The sequence below is a fragment of the Nannocystis exedens genome, assembly GCF_002343915.1.
GTDB classification, from domain to species: Bacteria; Myxococcota_A; Polyangia; order Nannocystales; family Nannocystaceae; genus Nannocystis; species Nannocystis exedens.
In genome coordinates this window covers 3700152-3725795 of record NZ_NETK01000001.1, presented here as the reverse complement: position 1 = coordinate 3725795, position 25644 = coordinate 3700152, and the positions used below count along the sequence as shown (strand labels likewise).

Annotated in this window: 19 protein-coding genes, 1 tRNA gene and 1 other RNA gene; 13 read left to right on the top strand and 8 right to left on the bottom strand. The window is 71.9% G+C overall.

Going from position 1 to position 25644, the window contains the following annotated elements; all coding sequences use genetic code 11:
• Positions 1–13: 13 nt before the first annotated feature.
• Positions 14–1858 carry a PAS domain-containing sensor histidine kinase gene (locus NAEX_RS14585; protein WP_096328102.1) on the top strand — a complete coding sequence of 615 codons (1845 nt, stop codon included), beginning with the start codon at positions 14–16 and terminating at the stop codon, positions 1856–1858.
• Between the two features lie 48 nt (positions 1859–1906).
• Here NAEX_RS14585 and NAEX_RS14580 read toward each other — a convergent pair whose 3' ends face one another.
• Positions 1907–3958: a PrkA family serine protein kinase gene (locus NAEX_RS14580; protein ID WP_096328101.1), complete on the bottom strand. Its 2052-nt coding sequence runs from the start codon at positions 3956–3958 to the stop codon at positions 1907–1909.
• Between the two features lie 167 nt (positions 3959–4125).
• Between NAEX_RS14580 and NAEX_RS14575 the strand changes: the two genes are divergently transcribed.
• The 4 genes from NAEX_RS14575 (at position 4126) to rnpB (ending at position 8240) form a co-directional block, all read left to right on the top strand.
• Positions 4126–5238 carry a DUF444 family protein gene (locus tag NAEX_RS14575; RefSeq protein ID WP_096328100.1) on the top strand — a complete coding sequence of 371 codons (1113 nt, stop codon included), beginning with the start codon at positions 4126–4128 and terminating at the stop codon, positions 5236–5238.
• Between the two features lie 2 nt (positions 5239–5240).
• The gene (locus NAEX_RS14570) at positions 5241–6761 is read left to right on the top strand and encodes a SpoVR family protein (protein WP_096328099.1); all 1521 of its coding nucleotides are present in this window, start codon (positions 5241–5243) and stop codon (positions 6759–6761) included.
• 201 nt (positions 6762–6962) lie between these two features.
• Positions 6963–7781 carry a PP2C family protein-serine/threonine phosphatase gene (locus tag NAEX_RS14565; RefSeq protein WP_096328098.1) on the top strand — a complete coding sequence of 273 codons (819 nt, stop codon included), beginning with the start codon at positions 6963–6965 and terminating at the stop codon, positions 7779–7781.
• 80 nt (positions 7782–7861) lie between these two features.
• An RNA gene (gene rnpB / locus NAEX_RS14560) (RNase P RNA component class A) lies at positions 7862–8240 on the top strand.
• 320 nt (positions 8241–8560) lie between these two features.
• Here the strand turns inward: rnpB and NAEX_RS14555 are convergent.
• Together NAEX_RS14555 and NAEX_RS14550 are read right to left on the bottom strand one after the other, a co-directional pair.
• Positions 8561–9664, bottom strand: a complete 1104-nt coding sequence (locus NAEX_RS14555; protein ID WP_096328097.1) for a glycosyltransferase — start codon at positions 9662–9664, stop codon at positions 8561–8563.
• 3 nt (positions 9665–9667) lie between these two features.
• On the bottom strand, positions 9668–11140 hold the full coding sequence (locus NAEX_RS14550) for a lipopolysaccharide biosynthesis protein (RefSeq protein ID WP_096328096.1): 1473 nt from the start codon (positions 11138–11140) through the stop codon (positions 9668–9670).
• A 167-nt stretch (positions 11141–11307) separates the two neighbouring features.
• Here NAEX_RS14550 and NAEX_RS14545 point away from each other — a divergent pair.
• Positions 11308–11381, top strand: a tRNA-Ile gene (locus NAEX_RS14545).
• A gap of 96 nt (positions 11382–11477) precedes the next feature.
• On the top strand, positions 11478–12209 hold the full coding sequence (locus tag NAEX_RS14540; RefSeq protein ID WP_143825578.1) for a zinc ribbon domain-containing protein: 732 nt from the start codon (positions 11478–11480) through the stop codon (positions 12207–12209).
• 99 nt (positions 12210–12308) lie between these two features.
• Here the strand turns inward: NAEX_RS14540 and queC are convergent, their stop codons facing one another.
• Positions 12309–13052: a 7-cyano-7-deazaguanine synthase QueC gene (gene queC / locus NAEX_RS14535; RefSeq protein WP_170135721.1), complete on the bottom strand. Its 744-nt coding sequence runs from the start codon at positions 13050–13052 to the stop codon at positions 12309–12311.
• A gap of 50 nt (positions 13053–13102) precedes the next feature.
• On the bottom strand, positions 13103–14005 hold the full coding sequence (locus NAEX_RS14530) for a hypothetical protein (RefSeq protein ID WP_096328094.1): 903 nt from the start codon (positions 14003–14005) through the stop codon (positions 13103–13105).
• Between the two features lie 98 nt (positions 14006–14103).
• Here NAEX_RS14530 and NAEX_RS14525 point away from each other — a divergent pair, with 98 nt between their 5' ends.
• On the top strand, positions 14104–15048 hold the full coding sequence (locus NAEX_RS14525) for a YkgJ family cysteine cluster protein (protein WP_096328093.1): 945 nt from the start codon (positions 14104–14106) through the stop codon (positions 15046–15048).
• A gap of 171 nt (positions 15049–15219) precedes the next feature.
• On the opposite strand, the gene NAEX_RS14520 is transcribed toward NAEX_RS14525, so the two are convergent.
• A complete protein-coding gene (locus NAEX_RS14520; RefSeq protein WP_096328092.1) occupies positions 15220–15552 on the bottom strand; it encodes a hypothetical protein in 333 nt (110 codons plus the stop codon).
• Positions 15553–15798: 246 nt separating this feature from the next.
• Between NAEX_RS14520 and NAEX_RS14515 the strand changes: the two genes are divergently transcribed.
• The 4 genes from NAEX_RS14515 (at position 15799) to NAEX_RS14500 (ending at position 20348) form a co-directional block, all read left to right on the top strand.
• Positions 15799–16365: a TIR domain-containing protein gene (locus tag NAEX_RS14515; RefSeq protein WP_096328091.1), complete on the top strand. Its 567-nt coding sequence runs from the start codon at positions 15799–15801 to the stop codon at positions 16363–16365.
• Between the two features lie 469 nt (positions 16366–16834).
• Positions 16835–17782, top strand: coding sequence for a hypothetical protein (locus NAEX_RS14510; protein ID WP_143141210.1), 948 nt, complete (start codon positions 16835–16837; stop codon positions 17780–17782).
• A gap of 120 nt (positions 17783–17902) precedes the next feature.
• Positions 17903–19561: a serine/threonine-protein kinase gene (locus NAEX_RS14505; protein ID WP_096328089.1), complete on the top strand. Its 1659-nt coding sequence runs from the start codon at positions 17903–17905 to the stop codon at positions 19559–19561.
• A 13-nt stretch (positions 19562–19574) separates the two neighbouring features.
• Positions 19575–20348, top strand: coding sequence for an SDR family NAD(P)-dependent oxidoreductase (locus NAEX_RS14500; RefSeq protein ID WP_096328088.1), 774 nt, complete (start codon positions 19575–19577; stop codon positions 20346–20348).
• A gap of 135 nt (positions 20349–20483) precedes the next feature.
• Here the strand turns inward: NAEX_RS14500 and NAEX_RS14495 are convergent, their stop codons facing one another.
• Positions 20484–21128 carry a DUF4291 domain-containing protein gene (locus NAEX_RS14495; protein WP_096328087.1) on the bottom strand — a complete coding sequence of 215 codons (645 nt, stop codon included), beginning with the start codon at positions 21126–21128 and terminating at the stop codon, positions 20484–20486.
• 20 nt (positions 21129–21148) lie between these two features.
• On the bottom strand, positions 21149–21970 hold the full coding sequence (locus NAEX_RS14490) for a GNAT family N-acetyltransferase (RefSeq protein WP_096328086.1): 822 nt from the start codon (positions 21968–21970) through the stop codon (positions 21149–21151).
• Between the two features lie 215 nt (positions 21971–22185).
• On the opposite strand from NAEX_RS14490, the gene NAEX_RS14485 reads away from it, so the two are divergent.
• Positions 22186–25629: a sulfatase-like hydrolase/transferase gene (locus tag NAEX_RS14485; RefSeq protein ID WP_096328085.1), complete on the top strand. Its 3444-nt coding sequence runs from the start codon at positions 22186–22188 to the stop codon at positions 25627–25629.
• Positions 25630–25644: the final 15 nt, after the last annotated feature.

The following is a 25644-nucleotide window of genomic DNA, read 5'->3' as shown; positions in this document are numbered from 1 at the left end:
CGTTGCGCTTTCCATGACCGGGACCGACGCACTGGAGATGCTCGGCGCGCGCGACCTGCTGGAGGCGCTGCCGCACGCGACTTATGTCTGCGATCTGCACGGCCGGATCGTCGCGTACAACGCCGACGCCGCCGAGCTGCTGCGCCTGTCGTCCGCCTCCTCGCCGCCGTACTGCCCCGCGGACGAGCTCGCCACGCTGGCCGGCGCGCCGCTGCGGCGCGAGGACACGGCGGTCGCGGTCGCGCTGCGCACGGGCGCGAGGACCTCGGCGCACAGCTACGCGCTGAGCTGGCGCGACGGGCGGCAGCTCCGCGTGCGGGAGAGCGCGAGGCCGGTGCTCGCGGCCGACGGCAGCCTGCTCGGCGCCGTGTGCGTGGTCGAGAACCTGCGCGAGACGGCGGTCTACGAGGCCGCGAAGGCCGGCGGGCTGGCGCAGCTGGTCGGCATCTTCGTCAGCGACATGCACGGCGAGCTGGTCGAGGCCACCGACGAGTACCTGCGGATCCTCGGCTACACCCGCGACGAGCTCGAGCAGGGCGTATTCCGCTGGGACCGCTGCACCGCGCCCGAGCACCTGATGCGCGACCACCAGGGCATCGAGGAGGCGCTGCGCACCGGCAAGTGTCGGCCCTACGAGAAGGACTACGTGCGCAGGGACGGCAGCCGCGTGCCGGTGCTGATCGGCTACGCGTTGGTCCGGCCGCAGCTCAACCAGTTCATCGGCTACGTCGTCGACCTCAGCACGCGCCTGCGCGAGCTCAGCCGGGTGAACGAGGCCATGCGCGCCGCCGAGACCGGGGTGTGGGACTGGGACGTGCGCACCGGCCAGGCGATCTGGTCCGACACGACCAAGACCTTGCTCGGGATGTCGCCCGACTACCAGCCGCAGGACATCCACGACTTCATCAAGCTGCTGCACCCGGACGACCGCGATCGCGTCGGTCAGGCGCTCCAGCACGCGATCGCCACCCGCTCCACCTTCCGCTGCGACTTCCGCCTGTACGACCCCGAGTTCCGCGACCGCTGGCTGTTCTCGCAGGGCGGCGTGTTCTCCGACTACGCCGGCCAGGCGGTGCGCATGTCGGGCACGCTCGTCGACATCTCCGCGCGCAAGCAGGCCGAGCAGGTGCTGCGCGACGCCATCGCCGTGCGCGACGAGTTCCTCTCGGTCGCCAGCCACGAGCTGCGCACCCCGATCACCTCGATCCTGCTGCGCGCCGAGTCGCTGCTGCGCAAGCTGCCGGCGCCGAGCCCCGACCCGGCGGTCAAGGAGCCGCTGGTCGCCGCGCTGCAGCTCATCATCCGCCAGGCGCGCAAGATCGACTCGCTGGTCGGCGACATGCTGGACGCCACCCGGCTGTCGCACAAGAGGCTGTTCCTCGAGCCGCAGGACGCCGACGTCTGCGAGCTGCTCACGACCTACTGCTCGCAGCTGTGCGAGCACGACGCCCGCGCGCGCGCGGGGCTGCGCCTCGAGCTGCCGCCGCGCGACGGGCCGCCGGTGATGGCCGCGTGGGACCGGCGGCGCATCGAGCAGGTCCTCGACAACCTGGTCAGCAACGCGTTCAAGTACGGGGCGAACCACCCGGTCACGCTGCGGCTGATGCTGCCGCGTCCGGGCACGGCCCGCATCGAGGTCGAGGACCACGGCATCGGCATCGCCCCGGAGGCCCGCGACAAGCTGTTCCAGCCGTTCGAGCGGGCTCACCGCGTCGGCTCGTTCAGCGGGCTGGGGCTCGGCCTCTACATCGCCCGCGAGATCGTCCACGCCCACCACGGGTCGATCACCCTCGAGTCCGAGCCGGGCGTCGGCACGACCTTCCGCGTCGACCTGCCGCTCGTGCCCGCGACGTCGTAGCGGGGGCACGAGGGCCCCCGCTGCGCGTCGGTGGCGGCGTTCGCCGGCCTACTTCATCTCGCCGCGGGCGAAGATCGAGGCGACGTAGGTGAGCACGTCGGACGCCGAGATCTCGTCGTAGCCGTAGTTGCGGATGAGCCGCTGCTTGACCACGTCGATCTTCTCCTGCGCCTCGCGGTCGACGACCTGCGAGACCAGGCTGGTGAGCTTGATGCTGTCCTTTTGGTCCTCGAACAGCTTGAGCTCGAGCGCCTTGTAGAGCCGCTCGTTGGTGCGGTAGTCGAACTGCTTGCCCTCGATGGCGAGCGCGCCGATGTAGTTCATGATCTCGCGGCGGAAGTCGTCCTTGCGCGACTCGGGGATGTCGATCTTGGTCTCGATCGACCGCATCAGCCGCTCGTCGGGCTCCTCGTCCTGGCCGGTGTACGGGTTCTTGACCTTCTCGCGCTGGGTGTACGCCTTGACGTTGTCGATGTAGTTGCCGCACAGGCGCGCGATGGCGTCGGCGTCGGCGCTGATGGCCCGCTGGACCTCGTTCTTGACGATGTCCTCGTACTCCTGCTTGACCACCGCGAGCAGCTCGGTGTAGCGCTTGCGCTGGTCGTCGTTGTTGATCAGGCTGTGGCTGCGCAGGCCGCCCTCGAGCTCGTTGAGGACCATGAACGGGTTGATGCTCATCTGCCCGCGCTCGGACACCAGGCAGTTGGCGATCTTGTCCTGGATGTAGCGCGGCGAGATGCCCTCCATGCCCTCGCGCACGGCCTCCTTGCGCAGCTCCTTGACCGAGTCCTGGGTGAACCCGGGCAGGGTCTTGCCGTCGAACAGCTTGAGCTTCTGCAGCAGCGACAGCTGGTGCTTCTTCGGGTCCTCGAGGCGGGTGAGGATGGCCCACATCGCCGCCATCTCGAGCGTGTGCGGGGCGATGAAGCGGCCGCGGACCTTCCTCGGGTTGTAGTCCTTGGCGTAGATCTTGATCTCTTCGCTGAGCTTCGTGATGTACGGGACGTCGATCTTCACCGTACGGTCGCGCAGCGCCTCCATGAACTTGTTCTCGAGCAGGCGGTTGTACTCGGCCTCGTTGGTGTGGCCGATGATGACCTCGTCGATGTCGGTCTGCGCGAACTTCTTCGGCTTGATCTTCTGCTCCTGCGTGGCGCCGAGCAGGTCGTAGAGGAAGGCGACGTCGAGCTTGAGGATCTCGACGAACTCGATGATGCCGCGGTTGGCGACGTTGAACTCGCCGTCGAAGTTGAAGGCGCGCGGGTCGGTGTCGCTGCCGTACTCGGCGATGCGGCGGTAGTTGATGTCGCCGGTCAGCTCGGTCGAGTCCTGGTTCTTCTCGTCCTTCGGCTGGAAGGTGCCGATGCCGATGCGGTCCTCCTCGGACAGCAGCAGCCGCTTGACCCGCACGTGGCGCACGGCCTTCGACCAGTCGCCCTTGTAGTGCAGCATCAGCTCGCGGAAGATGAAGCGGCAGGCCGGGTTGAGGTTGCCGCGGACGTACGGGCGGAAGCCGTCGCGCTCGAGCCCGAGCGAAGTAATCGCCTGCTCGCGGACGTCGGACGGGATCAGCTTCAGCGGCTCCTCGTTCATCGGCGACGAGAAGCACTCCTGACCGGCCGTCAGGTAGCGCAGCCCCTCCGGCAGCGTCCACTCGTAGGTGTAGAGCGCGCCCTCGGGCGTGCGGCTGTACTCCTCGAGGCCCTTCTTCAGCAGGCGCGCGATCGTGCTCTTCGACGAGCCGACCGGCCCGTGAAGGAGGATGATGCGCCGCTCGGTCCCGTAGCGCAGGGCCGCGGCCTTGAGCACGCTGACCAGCCGCATCAGCGGGATGTCGAGGCCGAAGATCGCGTCACGCCCCTCGTGGACCTCGTCCTGGAAGAACCGGTAGCGCGTGATCTTCTTCTTGCTGTCGACGTACTCCTCGGTGCCGTGCGACAGCACCATGTCGTACAGGCGCTCGTAGGCGGTCCGGGCGACCCGGGGGTTGCGCCGCACGAGGTCGAGGTACTCCTCGAACGTGCCGGTCCAGTGCAGGTCTTCGTAGCGCTTTTGGTCCTGAAGGGCGGCGACGCGGTCGACGAGCGAGACGGATGACATCGTACCCGTCATGGTACACGAGGGTCGCGGAAGCGGCCACCGCGGAAGCGACGCGCCGCCGAGCACGTCGGCGCGCACCGCGGAGAAACTCGCATTTTCGCCGCCGGGCGCGCGTGGCCTCGCATCCGCCTCGCATCTGCCGCGCACCTCGCATACTCTGAGTATCCATGATTTCGCGCATCGAGCAGGACCACAGCCGCTTCCGAGAGATCATTCGCGGCAAAATTCGGCAGAACTTGCGCAAATACATCTCGCGCGGCGACATGGTCGCCCCAAAGGGGCAGGGCACGGTCGCCATCCCGATGCCGCAGATCAACATCCCACGGTTCGTCCACGGCGACAACAGCGGCCAGGGCGTCGGCCAGGGCGACGGCGAGCCCGGCGACCCGGTCGGTGGCAGCGGCAAGGACGGCCAGGGCGGCGCGGGCAAGGCGGGCGAGCAGGAGGGCGGCAAGGCGCTCGAGGTCGAGGTCACGCTCGAAGAGCTCGCTCAAATCATGGGCGAAGAGCTCGGTCTGCCGAACATCCAGCCCAAGGGGACGCACTCGCTCGAGACCCGCAAGGACCGCTACGTCGGCCTGCGCAACACCGGCCCCGAGAGCCTGCGCAACTTCAAGGCCACCTACAAGCGCGCCCTCCGCCGCCAGGTGGCGATGGGCTCCTACGACCCGGCGCGCCCGGTCATCGTGCCCATCCGCGAGGACCGCCGCTACCGCTCGTGGCGCACCGACCCGCGACCGCAGACCAACGCGGTGATCATCTACATGATGGATGTGTCCGGCTCGATGGGCGACGAGCAGAAGGAGATCGTCCGCATCGAGTCGTTCTGGATCGACACCTGGCTGCGCAGCCAGTACAAGGGCCTCGAGTCGCGCTACATCATCCATGACGCGACCGCGCGGGTGGTCGAGCGCGACGTCTTCTTCCGCACCCGCGAGTCGGGCGGGACGATGATCAGCTCGGCCTACAAGCTGTGCGCCGAGCTGATCGACGCCGAGTTCAACCCCGAGCAGTGGAACATCTACGCGTTCCACTTCAGCGACGGCGACAACTGGTCGGTCGACGACACCGCGACGTGCATCCAGCTGGTCAAGCACCAGCTGCTCCCGCGCTGCAACCAGTTCGGCTACGGCCAGGTCGAGTCGCCCTACGGCTCGGGCCAGTTCATCAAGGACCTGCGGTCCGCGTTCGCCAAGAACATCGCCCTCGTGACCTCCGAGATCAAGAGCAAGGACGACATCATGGACTCGATCCGCGAATTCCTGAAGGGGGGCCGCTAGTCATGACGCAGCTGCCTCCCGCGCTCCGCGAGCTGCAGGACGAGATCAAGTCGTACGCCGACGAGTTCGGCCTCGACACCTTCCCCGTCGTGTTCGAGACCGTCGACTACCGCCACATGTGCGAGATCGCGGCCTACGGCGGCTTCCCCGTCCGTTACCCCCACTGGCGCTTCGGCATGGAGTACGACCACATGCTCAAGAGCCACACGTACGGGCTGTCGAAGATCTACGAGCTCGTCATCAACACCAACCCCTGCTACGCCTACCTGCTCGAGGGCAACTCGTTCGTCGACCAGAAGCTCGTGATGGCCCACGTCTACGGCCACTGCGACTTCTTCAAGAACAACTACTTCTTCTCGCACACCGACCGCCGCATGATCGACGGGATGGCCAACAACGCCGCCCGCGTGCGCCGCTACATGGACCGCCAGGGCGTGTCCAACGTCGAGACCTTCGTCGACACCTGCCTGTCGGTCGACAACCTCATCGACCCCTGGCTGCCGTTCCGCCGCAAGGAGAGCCGCCGCGCCGCCGAGCCCGCCGCCGCCGAGGCCGAGGCCGAGCCCTCCGGCCCCGAGCCCGGCCGCCTCCACAACACCCGCAGCTACCTCGAGGGCTACATCAACCCGCCCGAGCTGCTCGCCGCCCAGAAGGCCAAGAAGAAGCAGGCCGACGAGGCCCAGAAGCGCAAGAACCCGCCCCACCCCGAGCGCGACGTGCTCGGCTTCCTCATGCAGTACGCCCCGCTCGAGGCGTGGGAGGCCGACGTGCTCGGCATCATCCGCGAGGAGGCCTACTACTTCCTGCCGCAGATGCAGACGAAGATCATGAACGAGGGCTGGGCCACCTACTGGCACTCGCGCATCATGACGACCCGGGCGCTGCGCGACGACGAGCTCATCGACTACGCCGACGCCGCCAGCGGCGTCACCGCGATGGGCCCCGGCCAGCTCAACCCGTACAAGCTCGGGGTCGAGCTCTACCGCCACATCGAAGACCGCTGGAACACCGGCCGCTTCGGCAAGGAGTACGACGAGTGCACCTCGCTGTCGCAGCGCGCGGCGTGGGACAAGAAGCTCGGCCTCGGGCGCCAGAAGCTCTACGAGGTCCGGCGCATGCACAACGACGTCACCTTCCTCGACGAGTTCTTCACCGAAGACTTCTGCCGCGAGCAGAAATTCTTCACCTACAAGGAGAACCGCCGCACCGGCCGGCTCGAGATCGAAGGCCGCGAGTTCAGCAAGATCAAGCAGCAGATCCTCCAGCAGCTGTCGAACTTCGGCCAGCCGTTCATCTACGTCGTCGACGCCAACTACCTCAACCGCAGCGAGCTGCTGCTCGGCCACCGCCACGAGGGCGTCGACCTGAAGATGGATTACGCCCGCGACACCCTCCGCAACGTCGAGCGGATCTGGCGGCGCCCGGTCTCCATCCTCACCGTCCTCGACGACAAGCCCAAGCGGATCCGCTTCGACGGCGCGGAGATCTCCATGTCCGACGAGCCGGCGGCCTTCCGCGTGTGATTCGGGCGCCCAGGCGCCCACAGCCGCACCTGGCCCCAAAGACCGCTCCGCCGCCGCGCCGCCCGCCGGCGCGGCCCGGAGCTGTCGGTTTACTCACGCGCTGCCGGCGCCCCCGCGTCTGCACCGGCGGCCCGTGCCGCCTGCACGAAGGCCCCGCGGGATGACTCTCGACTCGCTGCCGCACGTGGTATCGTCCAGGTTGTGCGCTTGATCGCGTGGGCATCCACCGACGTCGGCCGCGTCCGCATGGCGAACGAGGACAGCTTCCTCGTCGACAGCTCGCTCGGGCTGTACCTCGTCGCCGACGGCATGGGCGGCCACGCCGGCGGGGCGCATGCCAGTGCCATGTGCGCCGACGTCGTGAACAAGGTCGTGCGCCGCGGGATGGCGCGCCTGCACGGCATGCCGCAACAGGCGTGGTCGGAGGCGATCGCGGAGATCCTCCAGGCCTCGGCGAGCGAGGCGAGCGCCCGGATCTACGACCAGGCCCAGCAGGACCGCTCGCTGCACGGGATGGGTACCACGCTCACCGGCATCCTGTTCCACGGCGACCGCGGCTACGTGGTCCACGTCGGGGACAGCCGCGCGTACCTGCTGCGCTCGGCGATGGCGTGCCAGCTGACCACCGACCACTCCTGGCTCAACGAGCAGGTGCTCGCCGGCCTCATCACCGAGGAAGAGGCCCAGGAGTCGGACCTCAAGCACATCATCACCCGCTCGGTCGGCTTCGAACGGCTGGTCGAGGCCGACATCGTGCCGGTCAACGTCAACCTCGGCGACGTGTACCTGCTGTGTTCGGACGGCTTCGCCAACTACGTGTCGCTCGACGAGCTGGCGGCGCTGGCCCGCGACAACCTGTACTCCGAGCTGCCGCAGGTCTGTACCGAGCTGGCGCTCGAGCGCGGCGGCGACGACAACATCACGGTCGTCGTGGTGCTCGCCTGCAACGACCACGACGAGCGCCACGCGGTCCGTCAGCTCAGCAAGACCGCGACCGACACGCTGCCGTCGCTGCCTTGACGGCGGCCGCTCCGCGCGCCGCGTCCCGGCTTGGCCAGCGCGCCTCCGCGTGCTACACCGCCCGGCGGGAGAGGAGCGGCCGAGGGGGAAAAGGCGTTCGCGAGTGAGTAGTCCTCACGGGCGAGAGCACTCGAGGAAAGTCCGGGCTCCGCAGGGCAGGGTGCTGGCGCAGGCCAGTCGGGGCGACCCGAAGGAAAGTGCCACAGAAACTCAAACCACCCGCGTCCGCGCGGGTAAGGGTGAAAAGGTGCGGTAAGAGCGCACCGGGGACCTGGCGACAGGGACCGCACGGTAAACCCCACCCGGAGCAAGGCCAAACAGGGGCACGGTGGCTCTCCGCAAGGAAGTCACCAGGGGCTGCCCGTCCCGCCCCGGGTAGCGCCGCGTAGAAGAATGACCGCCACCTGGGGGAGGCGACGAACCCAGGGACAAAACCCGGCTTACGACCCCGCTCGTCCGCTCCTCCTCCCGCTTGTCTTGGTAAATGAGGACATGTCCGTGGGGACATGTTCGGGCGCGCATGGTCCGGAGGACATGTCCGAAGCACCGCGCTCGGCGGGGGCGCGGTTCACGGGTTCGTGCGGGGGACAGGTCGAGGCCGGCGCCGCGCTCGCGGCGGCGGGCTAGCGACCGGGTCGACTTCAAGGCCAGCGAGGGGGCCCCCTTCAAGGGGATGACCGGAAGGACAGGGGCTCGCGGTGTCTGCGGTCAGGCGGCGCGAGCCCGGCGAGCGGGAGCGCCTTCGGGCATGTTCCGAAGGACATGCCCCATGGAGCAGATCAATCCCGGCGCTTGCGCTCGAGGTCGCTGTAGAGCGCGTCGTAGCGGCCGGCCATCTGCGTCAGCGAGAACTCGCGGGCGGCGAGGGCAGCGGCGTGTTCGGACCAGGCGGCGACGGTGTCGCCGTGGACGACCTCGGCGATCGCGCGGGCGAAGGCGTCGGGCTCGGCGGGGGCGGCCAGGCCGGCGCGCAGGCCGGCGTCGTGGCCGACGTGCAGCAGCTCGGCGGCCGGCGAGACGTCGACGATCGCGGCCGGGACCCCGCGCGCCAGGCCCTCGAGCAGCGCCAGCGGCAGGTCGACTTTCTTTCGCGTGTGGGTGGCGGCGAACAGCTGCAGCGCGCTGCGACGGTACAGCGCGTCCATGTCGGCGACCTCGGCCAGCAGCTCGACCCGCCCGGAGGCGAGGTCGCCGGCGAGCTCGCGCTGCAGCCCCGCGCGGGCCTCGGCGTCGCCCTCGGCCTTGGGCCGGCAGGCGATCGTCAGCGACCAGCCGCTCGGGGCGGTGGCCCGGGCCAGCGCGACGAGGCGGGCGGCGATCTCGCCGTCGAGGTCGCCGGCGTACAACAGCCGCTTGCGCCCGGCGACCTCGGCCGGATGATCGGCGGCGGTGGCCGCCACGGCCGGGCGGATGGTGGCGATCTTGCTCTCGGGCACGCCGGCGTCGCGCAGGCGCCGGGCTGTCCCGTGGGACAGGGCGACCACGGCGTCGAGCGGGCGCAGCAGCGGGGTCCAGGCCTCGGCCCCGTGCGACGACATCAAGCTCTGGACGAACAGCCGCCGCGGCTGCAGCCGGCGCAGCAGCGATACGACGGCGGCGGTGGCCTTGCCTGGCGTGAAGGACAGGTGGACCGGCATGCTCGGGTGGCGCAGCATCGCCGCCAGCGCCCGCAGCTTGTCGGTCATGGTCGGCGCGTAGCCGGCCGGCGGGGCGCCGATCACCCGGTCGCCGACCGGCCGCAGCGGCGCCCCCGGGTCGCCGAGGTAGGCCAGCGGCCGATTCTCCGGCATGTGCTGCACGAGGTCGCGCAGCAGCACGGTGCTGCCGTCGCGGAACGGCGGCCGCAGCGGCTTGGAGATGATGAGCCAGGGCTTTTGGGACATGTCCTAGGGAGCACGCTTCTTGCGGAGCTCGCGGAGCTCCGCCGGCGTGACGGCGCGGGTGACGGCGACGGCGCCGAGGAAGACCGCGGCGAGCAGCGCCAGCTTGACGATGATGAGGATCTTGCCGGTCGGGGCGAACGCGCGCGAGGCGGCCTCGACCAGCGCGACGGCGGCCAGCAGCTTGAGCAGGTAGACCGGCGACAGGGCGGCGCCGAGGCTGCGGGCCAGGGCGATCAGGCTGGCGACCGCGCCGGCGGCCCCGCCGATCGCCACCGCCGTGGCCGCGCCGGAGGTGAAGCTCTGCGGCACCAGCACGAACCCGGCGACGCTGACGACCACCAGCGGCACCGCGATCAGCAGCAGCGCCAGCTGCGAGCGGCGGGTGCTGTTGAAGATCCACGCCGCCGTGACCGTGAGCGAGTAGCCCGACATGCCCCACACCAGCAGGCGCAGCTCGCCCGCGGCCTCGCCGTAGGCGGCCGGGAACAGCAGCCGCTGGACCTCGGGCGCCGCGCCGGCGCCGACGCTGCTCATGAAGCACAGCAAGAATACGCTGATCTTGGCCGTCGCCGTGACGTAGCGCTGGATCTGCGCCCGGTCGCTCTGCGCCTGCAGCGTCGCGATCAGCGGGAACATCACCAGGCTGACCGCGTTCATCATGCTGTAGGGCACGCGCGCGACCAGGTTGGCGCTCGAGTAGAAGCCGACCGCGTCCTTCTGCGCCTGCGAGGCGGTGAACTGCTTGAGCAGCACCAGGTCGAGCGCCTGCAGCAGGTTGACGCCGGCGGTGAACACCAGCAAAAGGCCGGTGAACTCGGCCATCGCCGGCAAGGGGCCGGCGCCGCCGCCGGCGTTGCGCGGGCGGCAGCGGCCGACGAACAGGATCGACAGGCCGAACGCCAGCAGCGACGCGAACGTGAAGCCGCCGAGGATCTCGGCCAGCCCGAAGCCCATGGCGGCGGCGCCGATGATCAGCGTCGTCTTCGTCATCGCCATGAAGATGTCGAGGCCGGCCTGGAACTGGAACTTGCGGACGGCGTTGAGGGTGCCGACGTTGACCGCGTAGGCGGCGTAGATCAGCGGGATGATGCCGACGACCCGCAGCGCGCCGGCCAGCGACGGGTCCTTGAGCGCGTAGGTCGCGAGCGGGTCGGCGCCGAGGATGAAGACCACGGCGACGAGCCCGCCGAGGATGCCGGCGAGGCGGAAGCCCCGCCGCCTGAGGCCGTCATAGGACGGCAGGCCGGCGTCGTATTCCGCCGACATCGGACGACTGACCGCGAACAGCAGCGTCTGGATCAGCACCATGTTCGGGATGGCGATGATCTGGCTTACGACCGTGTAATCACCGAACGTGCCTGGAGGCACGAGGCGGGTCAGGGCGATCGAGACGGCATAGCCGGCGAGCAGGAAGAAGAGCTTGGCAAAGCCGAGAGAAAGGCCGCCCTTGCTGAGTTCGCTGGCGTCTGTGGCCACGGGTCGCGCAGACTAACACGATGCATCGAACAGCCCCAGCGCGGGCCCCCGGGGCGGCCGTCGCAAGCAGCGGAAGGTGCGCCTGCGGTGTTCGCGCGATGCCGCCGAGTTTGACGTCCCCGCCCTCCGTTACCTACTCTGGACATGACGATCCCCCAGCGTCGCACGGGCCCATAGCTCAGTCGGTCAGAGCGGCCGGCTCATAACCGGTTGGTCCCTGGTTCAAGCCCAGGTGGGCCCACCCACAGGCGTCCCCATGACAGATATCCACCCGCAAATCCCCGCCCTTCGTACGCTCCAGCGACAGGACCGTCGCCTCACCCTGATGGAGCGGCGCTTGAGGGAGATCCCCAGCCGGATCGCCACCCTCGACACCGACCTGCACAAGCTCGAGCAGATGCTCTCGGCCGAGCGCAGCAAGCTCGACGACACGCGGTCGTTCCAGCAGCGGCAGGAGATGCAGCTCCACGACGAAGAGGACCTGATCCGCAGCAGCAAGGCCAAGCTCGGCGCGATCAAGACCGCCCGCGAGCTGACCGCGCAGCAGCGCGAGCTCGAGACCACCCGCCGCATGGTCCAGACCCGGACCGGCGAGATCGGCAAGCTGCAAGAGGCGGTCAACAAGACCGAGGCCCAGATCGCCAAGATGGACGCGCAGCTGCAGGCGCTGCGCCAGACCGCAGAGGCCGAGAAGGCCAAGCTCGGCGAGGAGCAGGCCCGCCTGGGCGAGCAGATCGACAAGGCCAAGAAGGTCCGCGCCCGCCTGGTCAAGGACATCGACCGCGAGACGCTCGCCTCCTACGAGCGCATCCGCAAGCGCCTCGGCGGGGTCGCCTTCGTCGCCGCCCACCGCGAGCGCTGCACCGCCTGCAAGATGGTCATCCCCCACATCATGTACACCCGCCTGCTCAAGGGCCGGGAGATCCCCGCCTGCGAGTCGTGCGGCCGCCTGCTGTACTGGTCCGGCCACTTCCCCGAGGACCACAACACCTTCGAGGCGAAGAAGGACGAGGACAACAGCAAGCCCAAGCCGGCCGAGGACGTCATCCCCGGCGTGCGCGAGTTCTGAGCGCCGGGCGCTCGGGTGGAGCGGCGCCCACCTGTCCGGAGGGACAGGTGGGCGCGATCGCGTGAGGGCCTGTCCGCGCGGACAGGCGGGTGCCGGCGCTCACGCGTAGCGGGTCGGGTCGGGCACGCCGGCGGCGGCGAAGCCGTCGCGGCGCAGGCGGCAGCTGTCGCAGCGGCCGCAGGCGCGCGGGCGGTCGCCCTCCACGGCGGGGTCGTAGCAGGACACGGTGTCGGCGTAGTCGACGCCGGCGGCCAGGCCGGCCTGGACGATCTGGCTCTTCGACCAGCTGATCAGCGGGGCGCGTACGCGCAGCGGCTTGCCCTCGACGCCGGCGCGGGTGGCCTCGGCGGCGAGGCGCTCGAACGCGGCCAGGAACTGCGGGCGGCAGTCGGGGTAGCCGGAGTAGTCGACGGCGTTGACGCCGACCCAGATCTCCGCGGCCCCGAGGACCTCGGCCCAGCCGAGCGCGTAGGCGAGGAACAGGGTGTTGCGCGCCGGCACGTAGGTGCTGGGGATCGCGCCGGCGGCGGGCTCGCTGTCCTTGGGGACAGCTTCGCTGCTGGCCCGCAGCAGCGAGGTGCCGGCGGCGACCAGGCGGCCGAGGTGGGCCAGGTCGACGACCTCGTGGGCGCGGGCGCCGAAGCGCGCCGCCTGGCGCGCGGCGCTGGCGAGCTCGACCTCGTGGCGCTGGCCGTAGCGGAAGCTGAGGGCGTAGGTCTCGCGGCCCTCGGCGGCGGCGAGCGCGAGCACGGTGGTCGAGTCGAGGCCGCCGCTGAGGAGGACGACGGCGCGCATGGGCTCGGTCATGGCGACCTCGGAGGAGTGACGGACGCGCGCGGTCATGCCGAGCGCAGAAGGTCGAGGCCGGTCGCAAGGACGACCTCGAGGAGGGCTCAGGCGCGCGTGAAGGTGGTGTCGATGGTGTTGACGATCTCGAAGCCCATCTGGCCGGCGGAGATGTTGGTCGTCGACGACGAGGTGCGGCGGACGGGCAGCTGGTCGTCGAGGTCGAACAGGACGGTGCCCTCGGCGGCGACGTCGAGGGTGATCATCTGCTTGCCCTGCTCGACGGCGCCGGACGACTCCGACTCGTACTTGATCTCGGCGATCCGCTTGCCCGAGGAGCTGTCGATCTTCAGCAACGTGAACTTGCTGGCGGTGTCGACCGGGATCACCAGGCCCTGCAGGTTCTCGTCCTTGCGCTCGTTGGTCTCGACCGTCTTGCCCTCGACCAGCGCGACCTTCGGCAGCTCGGGCAGGCCGAGCACGCCGGTGGCGAAGCCGGCCACGGCGGCCTCGACGCCCTTCTTCTCCTTGGCCGCCGCCGTCTCCGGCAGCGCCTTGGTGCCGGCCTCGTCGAGCTCGCCGCGCATGTCGGCGACGAAGGCGCCGGTGAAGCCCTGGACCGCGGTCTTGGGGTCGACCGGGGTCTCGCCCTCCTTGGGCGGCGGCAGCATGTCCTTGCCGAGCACGAAGTCGCGGACCTCGGTCACCGACAGGCCGACCTTGAGCTTGCCGCCGGCGTCGGTCACGTCGAGCAGGCCCGAGAGGTCGCCCGCAGCCTCGTTGACGCCCTGCGGCGAGGTGGCCTTGAAGCTGAACTTGACGTCCGCCCGCAGCTTGTACGGGCCGGCCTTGTAGCGCAGCTCCGTGCCTGCGGCCTGGTCGCCGGAGCCGCCCGCGGCGTCGGGACCGGCCGTGTCGGCGCCCTTTTTGCAGGCGAGCGGGGACGAGGCGAGCGCGACGAACAGGGCGAAGACCGCAGAACGGCGGAGCAGGTGGCGTGGGGTCGACATCGGCGGCAACGCTAACCGCGCAAGCCAGGCGGTGCAACCGGGCCGCAGGCGCACGCCCGTGAAAAAGCTCTGCCCCTCTGCTAAGAAGTCGCCGCCTCATGGTCCTGGCTCTCTTCAAGCGGCTCCTCGGGCGCCGGCCGAAAATGCCGCGCGACCAGATCACCCGCATCCCGCGGGCAGTTCGCAAGGCCACCGAGCCGCAAGTCGCGGCCATCCAGGCCGCCCTCGACGAGATCGCCGCCCTCCCCGGGCTCGCCGACATCGCCCTGAACAAGCGCGCCCCCAAGGGCTTCTACGCCGCCGCCGCCCGCCTCGTCGCCGCCTACGACGCCTACGTCGAGGCTGTCGCAAAGCACATGAACTTGGGGACAGCCGCGCGCCCCGGCACGCCGGAGGGGTTCCGCTGCTGCTACGAGCAGCCGGTCGGCGTCAGCGGCGTCGAGGCGCTGCTGATCTACCGCACGATCCGCCCGTGGCGCGACTTCGCCGAGGTCGCCAAGCGCCTGGCCGAGCTCGGCGAGGCCCAGTTCAAGGAGATCCAGCAGCGCCACACCGGCAAGGACCCGGAGAAGATCGCGATGACCGACGCCGCGGTCGAGGAGGGCCGGCTGGCCTTCGCCAGGCGCGGCGACCTGTGCCCGCTGCTCGACCCGCAGACCCACCGCTGCCGCGCCTGGGAGGCGCGCCCCAACGCGTGCCGCATGCACTTCGTGGTCAGCGACCCCAGCGGCTCCGACCCGCGCGAGCCGGGCTTCGACAAGGTGGTCGCCCGCAACATCCGCCTGCCGGTGCGCCAGCAGGTGGCGTTGATGCAGATCGAGAAGCGGATGATGCTCGGCGTGGCGCCGTTCCTCAACGCCGGCCTGCTGCAGATGCTGCAGTTCTGCGAGGGGCAGACGATCCCCGAGGTCGGCGAGACGCCGCCGCGCTTCGCCCCCGACGGCCAACCGGCCCCGAAGGCCAACCGCAACAACCCGGCCGCCAAGAAGTTTCAAAAGGAGCGCGCGCGGGAGCAGCGGCGCGCGGGCCACAAGAAGAAGTAAGGCCCGCGGGGTCGCGAGCGGCACGCCCGGGGCAGGTCGACCTCGCTCGCGCGACGATGCGAGGGCAGGCCATCCCTCGCTCGTGCGAAGGCGGGGCCGGACACCCGGCGCTCACGCCGTGAGCTTCGCGGCCGACGAGCCCCGCGGCCGGCGAGCGGAAGCCTGCTCGCCCTATGGCGCGGCCGGCGGAGGTTGCGTCCAGCGGTAGCTGACGAAGGCGGTCAGCGTGCCCTTGGCGTCGCCGCACATGAACATGACGTGCTGCTCGGGGGTGTCGCCGGTCAGCGTCACGCGCCCTTCCTTCTCCTCGCGCTGCACGGTGGGCACGATCTTCGCCAGCGCCGCGGCCAGCGGATCGACGCAGTCTTTCAAGGTGGCGCCGGCCGGAAACGCGAACAGAATCTGAGCGGTGAAGCGGCCCTGGTCATCGGTGGGCGAGCGCCCCTTCTTCGTCACCGTCGTCCCCGGCAGCAGCGCCGGCGAGAACCACGGCGGGTCGGGCACCGAGGACGCCGGCGCATTGATCGAGAGCTGCGGGCCCCCCGGTGGCTCCGTCGGCGCCGGTGTCGGCGTCGCAGGTGCTGCCTCAGGCGTAGTCGACTTCACAGATTCGGCTGTCGGCTTCGCCCTCGACGCTTCGGGCGAAGGACCGCAGGCGACGAGCGCGAGGGTCAGGACGGACAGGGCGCAGGGGACAGACCGCAGGGGCATGCGCGAAAGTGTAGCGGAATCTGTTAGAAGGGAGCCGGTATGAGCGGGCCGTCGGTCATTGCCACCTCGACGTCGTCTTCGCCCCGCGAGCAGGCGCAGCCGGTCCGGACCGGGGTCGTCGTCGCCTACAGCCACCGCGAGCGCGATCTCCTCGGCGAGCTGCAGGTCCACCTGAAGCCGCTACAGAAGGCGTGGATGCTCGACCTCTGGGACGACCTGCGCGTCGCCGGGGCCGCCCACGAGCTGCGCCGGGCCCTCGCGGGGGCGCGCGTGACGGTGCTGCTGATCTCGCCGGGCTTCCTCGCCTCGGCGTTCATCACCGAGCACCGCCTGCCGGCCCTGCTGGCCTCGCAACCCCACCCGCGCGCCGCGGTGCAGTGCCTCTACATGCGCCCGGCGATGGACGCGTTCGTCGACTACCAGTTCGACGACCCGACCACGGGACAGCGCAAGTGCGTGCGGATCTCGAGCTTCTACGGCCTCAACGACCCGATGAAGCCGGTGGCCGCGTTCGACCGCCGCGGCCGCGCCGAGATCCTCGCCGCCGCGGCCGACGAGATCATCCGCGCCGCCCACCGCGCGCCGGTGATGAGCGTCGGGGCCTGAAAACAAAGTCGTCCTGGCCGCGTGGCGCCGGGGCGGAGCAGGGCGCACGCGAGATGCAGCGGCCGGTGACGGCGGTGCAGCGGTGCGCCCTGACCCGGGCTCGGCGTGTCCGCGCGAGTCCAGCATTTCGGCGACCGGCGACGGGTCCGCCGGCAGCACGCCGACCGCGAGGAGCATCGCGGCGAGCCACGGCACCGGCACGACGGCGCCTGCAGCCGGTGCGGACGCCGGGGCGGCTTGCGACCGCGAGCGCGGTGCGACCGGCCTCGCCAGGGGACCCGCTGTTCACCTGTCCCGAAGGACAGGCTGGGCGCCTCGCATTCCCCGGGCGCCGCCGGCGAACGCGGGGACGCGTGGGTTCGCTCGCGGAGGTGTCGGCGTTCGGCGCGGCTTGTGTCGCCTGCGGGCGGCGATCTATCCTCGCGTCGCCGCGTCCGTCCGCGCGCTTCCGCGCCGCCGCCCCCTCCGCATGTTGACCTCGCTGGCGACCTCGTGTTCGCGCGCCCGCTGGTGCGGGGTGGTCGTCGCCGCGGCGCTGGCGGGGCCGACGCGACTCGCGACGGCCGCCGAGCCGGCGCCGATCTCCGAGGCCGCCCAGAGCGCCTACGACCGCGGCCTGGCCGAGCGCGACGCCGGCCGCTTCCCCGCGGCCGCGCGCGAGTTCGCGGCGGCGTACTCCCAGATCTCCGTCAGCCAGCGCGAGCTGCGGGCGGCGGTGCTGTTCGACCTGGTCGACGCCCACCGCGGCGCCTACACGGCCGGCGGCGAGCGTCGCGGCAACGAGCACCCGGCCGCGCACCTGTGCGCCGCCGACCGGGCGCTGGCCGACTTCATCGAGACCGAGCAGGAGCGCAAGCGCGGCCGCAAGTCGCCCGACATGGTCAAGGCGACCGGGCTGCGCGAGGAGGTCCGGAAGGACTTCCTGACCGCCAAGGCCCGCGAGGCCGACCTCGACTGCGCCGCGCTCGAGCTGCCGCGGGTGCCGGAGGAGGAGCCGCCGCCGCCCGCGCCGAGCGACGTGCCGGACCGGCCGCGCCACCCGAACAAGCTGCTGATCGCCGGCGGCGTGACGGCCGGGGTCGGGCTGGCGCTGCTCGGGCTGATGGTCGGCGGCATGGTCCGCGGCCAGCGCACCGAAACCGACGGCGCCGCGCTGGTCCAGGCGATGCCGGAGCTGATGCCCGACGACCCGCAGCTGACCGAGCTCGAGCGGCGCGGTCGCGGCGACAACGCGATGGCGGTGGTCGGCGGCGTGTTCGGCTCGCTGGCGCTCGGCGCCGGAATTGCCCTGCTGGTGGTCGGGGTGCGCGCGAAGCAGGGGGCCGGGCGGCCGTCCGCGCCCGAGCCGGCGGCCGTCGCCCTGTGGCCGCTGGCCTCGCCGTCGGGCGGCGGCGCGGCGCTGCGCTGGCGGTTCTGACCGCCGCGCGACGCTCCGTCCCCTCGGGAAATTTCTGTCCCTCGGGACAGATGAGCCCTGCTTCACGCGCGAGCCGCGAGGATCGCGGCGGGGCGACTTCCGCTATGCTGGGCCGGCCCGATGGCTTCGCGTTCTTTCCGCCCGCGCAAGTCGAGCGGCTCCGGTCGCGGGATGTGGCCCGCCGACGGGCCGGACCCGCTGCTCGGCCACACGCTGGCCGACCGCTACAGGCTCGAGCGGGTGATCGGCCACGGCGGCATGGGCACGGTGTACCGCGCCGAGCACGTCGTGATCCGCAAGCCGGTCGCGGTCAAGGTGCTCGACGCGGCCCACAGCGAGCGACGCACCGAGGTCGAGCGCTTCTTGAACGAGGCGCGGGCGGCCTCGAAGATCCGCCACGAGAACGTGGTCGACATCACCGACTTCGGCTCGACCGGCGACGGGCTGGTGTTCCTCGTCATGGAGTACCTCGAAGGCGAGGACCTCTCGAGCACCAGCGAACGCGAGGGCGCGCTGCCGTGGCGGCGGGCGGCGGCGATCGTGCTGCAGATCGCCGCGGCGCTGGAGGCCGCGCACGCGCAGGGCATCATCCACCGCGACATGAAGCCGGAGAACTGCTTCCGGATCCGCCGCGGCAACGACCCCGACTTCATCAAGGTGCTGGACTTCGGGATCGCCAAGATCATCGAGGACAGCGACGTCGAGCGGCCGTCGAGCGCGGGCAGCGGCCTGCTCGGCACGCCCGAGTACGTCGCGCCCGAGCTGATCCGCGGGCTCAAGCCGGACGCGCGCGTCGACATCTACGCCGTCGGGGTGATGTTCTACGACCTGCTGGTCGGCAAGCTGCCGTTCGCCGGCGAGAGCTTCATGTCGACGCTCACCGCCCACCTGATGCAGCAGCCGCAGCCGCCGTCGCAGGCCCGGCCGGCCGCGCAGATCCCCGAGGCCGTCGACTACGTGGTCCTGCGCGCCCTCGCCAAGGACCGCGACCAGCGCTACGCCACGATCGGCGAGTTCTCGGCCGCCCTGCGGGCCGCGATCGCCGAGGCCGACGCCGCCCTCGCGCCGCCGCCGCCGCCGCTGCCGCCGCCGCCCGAGCCCGAGCCGAGCGGGATCCGCCCGCGCGTGGCGATCGCCGTCGGCGCCGCGATCCTGCTGGTGTTCTCGGCTGTCCTTTGGACCATGGCCAAAAGGTTTTATACGAAAGAACAGGTGACCCAGGCCGTCGCGACCGCGCCGGTGATCGCGGCGGCGCCGGTGCTGCCGGCGCTGCCGGCGGCGCCGGTCAACGAGGCGCCGAAAGCGGCGCCGGTCGCCGAGGCGCCGAAAGTGGCGCCGGTCGCCGAGCCGCCGGTGGAGGCGGCACCCCAGGCGCGCGAGCCGGCGGGGCCGGCGGGCGAACCGGCGGCCGAGACGACGGCCGAGCCGGGGAGCGAGACCGGAGCCGAGGCGGAGACCGAAACCGAGGCCGAGCCGGCGGTCCGCGCCGCGCCGAAGAGCCCGAAGAGCGGGCCCGGGCCGCTGACGGCGGGCGAGTTCGCGGCGGCGATGAACAAGGTCGGCGCGCGGGTCAAGCTCGAGTGCTCGCGGTTCTCGCTGCGCAAGATGGAGGTCACGGTGCAGGTGGTGGTGGGGGCCGACGGCGCGGTCAAGAGCGCCGAGCCGACCGGATCGCAGGCCGGCAGCACGCTCGGCAACTGCGTCGCGCGGGTGGTCAAGACGGCGCTGCTGCGGCCGACGCGGGCCAAGTCGACGCACCGGCACACGTTCACGATGTGATAGCTTCGCGGCGATGAAGCGACTCACGGGCAAGCGGGCGCTGGTCACGGGCGCGACCAGCGGGATCGGGCGAGCCATCGCCCTGCGGTTCGCCGAGGAGGGCGCGAACCTGGCGATCACCGGGCGGCGGCTCGAGCGGCTGAAGGAGACCGCCGAGCGGGCGCGGGCGGCCGGCGTCGAGGTGGTGGCGATCGCCGCCGAGCACACCCGCGGCGAGGACAACGAGCGCGCCGTCAACGAGGCGCTGCAGGGCCTCGGCGGCCTCGACGTGCTGGTCAACGCCGCCGGGGTGATCGGCAACGACTCGATCCTCGACAGCCCGAAGCCCGACGAGTGGCGCCGGATCATGGACGCGAACCTCGAGGCGGTCTACGACCTGACCCGAAGGGCAGCCCCCTCGCTGGTCCACGGCCGCGGCCCGTCGATCGTCAACCTGTCGAGCATCGCCGGCCTGCGCCCGTACCCGACGATCCTGTCGTACTGCGTCAGCAAGGCGGCGCTCGACATGCTCACGCAGTGCCTCGCGCTCGAGCTGGCGCCGCGCGGGGTCCGGGTCAACGCGATCTGCCCGGGCGTGGTCGTCAGCGAGCTGCACACCGCCACCGGCGCGGTCGCCGACTACGCGGCGTTCCTCGAGCGCGCCAAGTCGACGCACCCGCTCGGCCGCCCCGGCCAGCCGGAGGAGATCGCCGCGCTCGCGGCGTTCCTCGTCAGCGACGAGGCCGGCTGGATCACCGGCGGGCTGCACACGATCGACGGCGGCCGCACGCTGACGTCGTTCCGGTGAGTTTCGGCGGCGGCCCGCCGCGCGGGGCGAGGGCCGCGAATCGGCCGGCAGGCGGGCGCGCGAAGGCTGTCCCCGAGGACATGTCCACCGAGTCGCGGCGCCGCCTGATCGCTCATGTCCCCGAGGACATGCTCCTCAGGCCAGGCCGATGCCGAGCTTCGCGGCGACGGCCGGGTCGTCGACCGGATAGACCTCCTCGCGCGGGGTGACCAGCGCGCTGCGGTCGCCCTCGAACCACACCTGGCGCTGCTCGGCGACGAACGCGGAGATGTCTTCGATCTCGACGATCCACTCGCGCGCGTAGGCGGCGATCGCCGCGCCGCGCAGGCCGAGCTGGATCGCCCGCCGCTCCTGCTTGTCGCCCGACGGCCCGTGGTCGGGGTCCCACTGCAGGCGCACGTCGGAGCGCTTGCCGAGCTGCTCCCACGCCTTGCGCTCGCCGTAGACCTCCGGCACGTAGGTCGAGTGGACCGCCTCCGCGAGCACCTTATCAAAGGCGTCGCGGCGGAGGCGGACCGCCAGCGTCACCTCCTGGCCCTCCTTCGTGCCCCAGCCCGAGCGGTACATCATCCACAGAAAATTCGGCTTGATCCACGTCATCCGCTCGAGGCTGAACGGGCCGCCGAAGCGCTGGTGCTCGGCGGCGAAGCGGCCGATCGCCGGGCGGTAGGCCTGGTAGACCACGATCGTGTCGGCGTCGAACTGGGCCAGGATGTGCCGGCCCTGCTGCGGCCAGCGGGTCTTTTGTGAGTGATAAGGTTCGGTGCGGAGCTTCGTCATTTCCTCAATCAAGAAGTCTTTCAGGGCATGTCCTCCGGGACATGTCCCTGGAAGTGGCAGAACTCCATGTGGACGCGCGCGCCGATCGCGACCAGGCGCGCCGTCAGGCCGGGGTCGGCCTCGGCGACGATGCCCATGTCGGGCTTGTCGTCGCGCGCGTGCGGGCGCAGGCCCGCCAGCAGCGGGGCGGCGAATTCGGGGCTGGCGACGCGGAACGGGAAGGCGCCCGGGAAGTCGGGGTTGAACGAGGCGAAGCCGAGGTGGACGGCGGTCGGCTCGGCCGGGTCGAGCAGGCGGAGCAGCACCCGCCCGGCGGCGCGGTTCCCGGCGAGCTGCCCGCGCGGGAGGGCGAAGGCCGCCTCGATCGCCGCGTCGTCGGCCGGCTCGATCGCGCACGTCTGCAACGACCTGTCCGGCGCGGGCAGGGCGTCGACCTGCGACCACGCGAACCGCAGGGCGGTCGAGCGGTAGGCCTCGCGCATGCCGAGGCGCTGGTACAGGCCGACGGCGGGCAGGTTGCCCGGCTTGACGTTGAGGCACCAGGTGGCGCACCCGGCCGCGCGCAGCTCGGCGGCGGCCGCTCGCAGCATGGCGAGGCCGAGGCCCCGGCCGCGATGCTCGGGGGCGACGACGACGTGGCGGATGTAGCCGACGCCCTCGAGGCGCTCGAAGAACAGGTAGCCGACGGCGGCGCCGTCCTGTTCGAAGAGCCAGGTGTTGGGGGCGATCTCCGCGGCCCAGTGCGCCGGCGAGGGGATCGGGTCGCCGGTGTCGAGCTCGGGGAAGAGGCGGGCGAAGATGGCGTAGTCGCCGTCGACCGCGGGGCGGTGCGCGAGGGCCATGCCGCGAGGGTAGCAGGTCGCGTCGCGCGGAGCCGAGGCGGCTCGGGGCAGGGGCGGCTCGCTTGCTCAATTAAAAGCATCGCGCGGGCGAGAGCCGCGGCCGTCGCACTCGCGGCGGTGAGGCATCGCGCGCGCTCGAGAGGCGGAGCCCCGGCTTCGCGGCGCCGGCGCGGGCGGTTGAAATCCCGGGCGCGCGGCACTACGGTCCGGGGCCGGTGTCGACGCGCGCGCTCCTGCTGGCGATCGGTCTGGCCGCGGGGGCGGCCGGCGAGGCGCGGGCGGCCCCGGCGTGGCGGCTCACCGGCGAGTCGACCCCGAGGGCGCTGGCCCCGGGGCAGCGGGTCGGCGTCCGGGTGACGCTGCAGAACCTGAGCCGGGAGACATGGTCCGAGGGACAGCAAGATCGGCTGTCGTACCACTGGGAGGCGCCGGACGGCGCGGTGCTCGAGCGCGACGGGGCGCGCACGCGGCTGCCGTACCCGGTCGCGCCGGGCGAGACGGTCGCGCTGACGGCCTCGTTCGTCGCCCCGGCGGCGGCGGGGCGATACGTGCTGCGCTGGGCGCTCGTGCGCGAGGGCGCGTTCTGGTACGACCCGCCGGTCGGGGGCGGCGACGCGGTCGCGGTCGACGTCGGGCCGGCGCCCGGCACCTGGTCGATCGCGCAGGTCGATGCGCCGCGGGAGGTCGCCGCCGGGGCGCGGGCGACCGCGCGGGTGCGGCTGTGCAACACCGGCGCGAACGCGTGGGCCGACGAGCTCGGCGACGCGCTCAGCTACCACTGGCTCGGCGGCGAGGGCGAGCGGCTCGAGGGCGTGCGCACGAGGCTGCCGGCGCGGGTCGAGCCCGGCGGCTGCGTGGTCCTGCCGGCCGAGCTGCGCGCGCCGGCGCGGCCGGGGCCGTACACGCTGGTGTGGCAGCCGGTCCGCGAGGGCGTGGCCTGGTACGGGCCGGGCAGCGGGGCGGCGGCGGCCGAGGTGCAGGTGGGCGCCCCGCGCGACGCGTTCGCGGCGCTGTCGCTGAGCCTGCCGCCGCTGCAGGCCGGGCTGCCGGCGCTGGCCCAGCTCGCGCTCGAGAACCGCGGCGACGAGACATGGCTCCCGGGACAGGGCCTCAAGGTCAGCTACGTATGGACAGGTCCTGATGGACATGTCCAGGAGGGCATCCGCACCGAGCTGCCGGGGCCGGTCGAGCCGGGCGAGGTGGTCGAGCTCGAGCTGCGGGTGCGCCCGCCCGAGGCGCCCGGCGACTACGTGCTGGCGCCGCGGCTGGTCCGCGAGGGCGAGGCGTGGATCGCTCCCGAGCGCGAGCTGGCGGCGGCGGCGAGCGTCGGCCCGCCGGCGCTGGCGTGGGAGCTGGTGGCCGCCGACTGGCCGGCCCGGCTGGCGGCCTCGGGCAGCGACGCGTTCACCGTCACCGTGCGCAACACCGGCGCCGAGACCTGGTCGCCGGCCGCGGGCGACCGCCTGTCGTACCGCTGGCGCGGCGCGGACGGGACGCCGCTGCAGCACGAGGGCATGCGCACCGAGCTGCCGCACGCGGTCGCGCCCGGCGAGACGGCGACCCTGGCGGTGCGGGTCGCCGGGCCGCCGCGCGCGGGCAGCTACACGCTGGCGCTGGCGATGGTGCGCGAGCAGGTGCGGTGGTTCCCGCCGCCGACCGGCGGTCCTTCGGAACATGTCGTGAAGGTCACGTTGCGCGCGGCCTGGTGGCAGTCGGCGCTGCTGCTGGCGACGGCGGCGACGGTGGCGCTGGCGCGGCGGCGGCGGCCGGCCCCCGGCTCGTGGCGGTGGGCCGCGCTCGACCTGGTACCGGCGCTGTGGCTGTGGGCGGCGATGGCCGGGCTCGGGGCGACGTTCCACGAGCTGGCGGCGATCGATCTGTGGCAGGGCGGCCGCGCGGCGGGGATCGGCGCCGCCGCGGTCCCGAGCCTGGTGGTGCTGCTGGCGCCCGCGGCGGCGCGGCCGTGGCTGGCGTTCGTCCTGTCCCTCGGGACAGCCGTGCTGCTGCTCGCCGATCTGCTGTACATGCACGTGCTCGGGGCGATCGTGCCGGTGCAGGCGTTGTTCGGGGCGCACCAGGTCGGGGCGATCGGCGCCAGCGTGCGGGCGCTGCTGCGGCCGGAGTACGCCTGGCTGGCCGCGGCGCCGCTGGCCGGGCTCGTGTTCGCGTGCGCGTGGCCGCGGGCGCGGGCGGAGGCGCGGCCGGGCCCGCGGGTGCGCCGGCGGGCGACGCTCCTCGGGCTGGCGGCGCTGCTGCTGGGGTCGCTGCCGATCGCCGTCGGCCTCGGCGGGGCGATGCGCAGCGGCCTCGGCTCGCGGGTGTTCTCGGAGCAGCACAACGCCGGCCGCTTCGGGGTGCTCGGGGCCCACCTGTTCGACGTGGTGCGCACGGTCGCGGGGGCGATCGGGCAGCGCTCGCTGGCGGCCGAGGAGCGGGCCGAGATCGCGGCGTTCTTCGCCGCGCGCGACCGGGCCGCCCCGCCCGGGTTCGGGCTGGCGCGCGGGGCCAACCTGCTGGTGATCCAGGCCGAGGCGCTGCAGGGCTGGACGATCGGCGCCACCGTCGCGGGGCAGGAGATCACACCGTTTTTGAACCGCCTGCGCGGACGTGCGCTCTACTACAGCTCGGTGGTCGACATCACCGCCCAGGGGATGACCTCGGACGCGGAGTACGCGATCCTCAATTCACAGTACCCCCTCGGCCAGGGGGCGGTCGCGTTCCTGCGCGCCGGCAACCACTTCGAGACGGTCGCCCACGCCCTCAAGGCGGCCGGCTACGCGACGCTGTCGGCCCACCCGTTCAAGCGCGGGTTCTGGAACCGCGCGACGCTGCACCCGCGCTACGGGTTCGACCGCTCGCTGTTCGACCGCGAGCTCGGCCCGGGGCCGGTGATCGGCTGGGGTTTGGCCGACGAGGCGTTCTTCGCCCGCATGCTGCCGGAGCTGGCCGCGGCGAACAAGCCGTTCTTCGCGTTCCTGGTGACGCTCAGCCTGCACCACCCGTACGACGAATTCCCCCCCGCGCTGCGCCGGCTGCAGCTCGGCGCGCTCGAGGGCACGAGCCTCGGCAACTACCTCCACGGGATCCACCACCTCGACGCGGCCCTGGCCGAGCTGTTCGCCGGGCTCGAGGCGACTGGCCTCGCGGACAGCACGGCGGTGGCGATCTACGGCGACCACGACGCCCGCCTCGGGGTCACGCCGGAGATCGCGGCGCTCGCCGGCGAGCCGGCCGGGTCGCCGTCGCTGCCGCTCCGGCTCGAGAAGGTGCCGGGCTTTTTGGTCTTGCCCAAGGGACAGGTCGCCGGCGAGGTCGACGCCGTCGGCAGCCACGTCGACCTGGCGCCGACCTGGCTGCACTACCTCGGCGTGCCGGCGCCGCCCGCCTTCGTCGGCCGACCGCTGGTCCCGGGTCGGGCCGGCCCGGGGGTGGCCGCCCTCCCCGACGGCTCGGCGGTGGGCGACGGGCGCCTGTTTGCGGTCGCCGGGCGGGACATTCCCCCCGGAGGAACCTGTTTCGCGGCCGACGGGGCCCGGATCGAGCGCGAGGCCTGCACGGAACTGGTGGAGCGGGCCCGGCGCGCGCTGGCGGTGTCGCGGGCGATCGCCGACCACGACCTCGCCCGAGCGCTCTCTTCGGGGACGGAGCCGGGTCCGTGATAGCCTGAGGCGGAG

Bases quoted from the DNA above. Each gene is read 5' to 3' on its own strand.
- NAEX_RS14585 (WP_096328102.1), top strand. From the start codon at position 14: ATGACCGGGACCGACGCACTGGAGATGCTCGGCGCGCGCGACCTGCTG.
- NAEX_RS14500 (WP_096328088.1), top strand. From the start codon at position 19,575: ATGAAGCGACTCACGGGCAAGCGGGCGCTGGTCACGGGCGCGACCAGC.
- NAEX_RS14580 (WP_096328101.1), bottom strand. From the start codon at position 3,958: ATGTCATCCGTCTCGCTCGTCGACCGCGTCGCCGCCCTTCAGGACCAA.
- NAEX_RS14495 (WP_096328087.1), bottom strand. From the start codon at position 21,128: ATGACGAAGCTCCGCACCGAACCTTATCACTCACAAAAGACCCGCTGG.
- NAEX_RS14575 (WP_096328100.1), top strand. From the start codon at position 4,126: ATGATTTCGCGCATCGAGCAGGACCACAGCCGCTTCCGAGAGATCATT.
- queC (WP_170135721.1), bottom strand. From the start codon at position 13,052: ATGACCGCGCGCGTCCGTCACTCCTCCGAGGTCGCCATGACCGAGCCC.
- NAEX_RS14570 (WP_096328099.1), top strand. From the start codon at position 5,241: ATGACGCAGCTGCCTCCCGCGCTCCGCGAGCTGCAGGACGAGATCAAG.
- NAEX_RS14490 (WP_096328086.1), bottom strand. From the start codon at position 21,970: ATGGCCCTCGCGCACCGCCCCGCGGTCGACGGCGACTACGCCATCTTC.
- NAEX_RS14525 (WP_096328093.1), top strand. From the start codon at position 14,104: ATGGTCCTGGCTCTCTTCAAGCGGCTCCTCGGGCGCCGGCCGAAAATG.
- NAEX_RS14505 (WP_096328089.1), top strand. From the start codon at position 17,903: ATGGCTTCGCGTTCTTTCCGCCCGCGCAAGTCGAGCGGCTCCGGTCGC.
- NAEX_RS14515 (WP_096328091.1), top strand. From the start codon at position 15,799: ATGAGCGGGCCGTCGGTCATTGCCACCTCGACGTCGTCTTCGCCCCGC.
- NAEX_RS14530 (WP_096328094.1), bottom strand. From the start codon at position 14,005: ATGTCGACCCCACGCCACCTGCTCCGCCGTTCTGCGGTCTTCGCCCTG.
- NAEX_RS14510 (WP_143141210.1), top strand. From the start codon at position 16,835: ATGTTGACCTCGCTGGCGACCTCGTGTTCGCGCGCCCGCTGGTGCGGG.
- NAEX_RS14555 (WP_096328097.1), bottom strand. From the start codon at position 9,664: ATGTCCCAAAAGCCCTGGCTCATCATCTCCAAGCCGCTGCGGCCGCCG.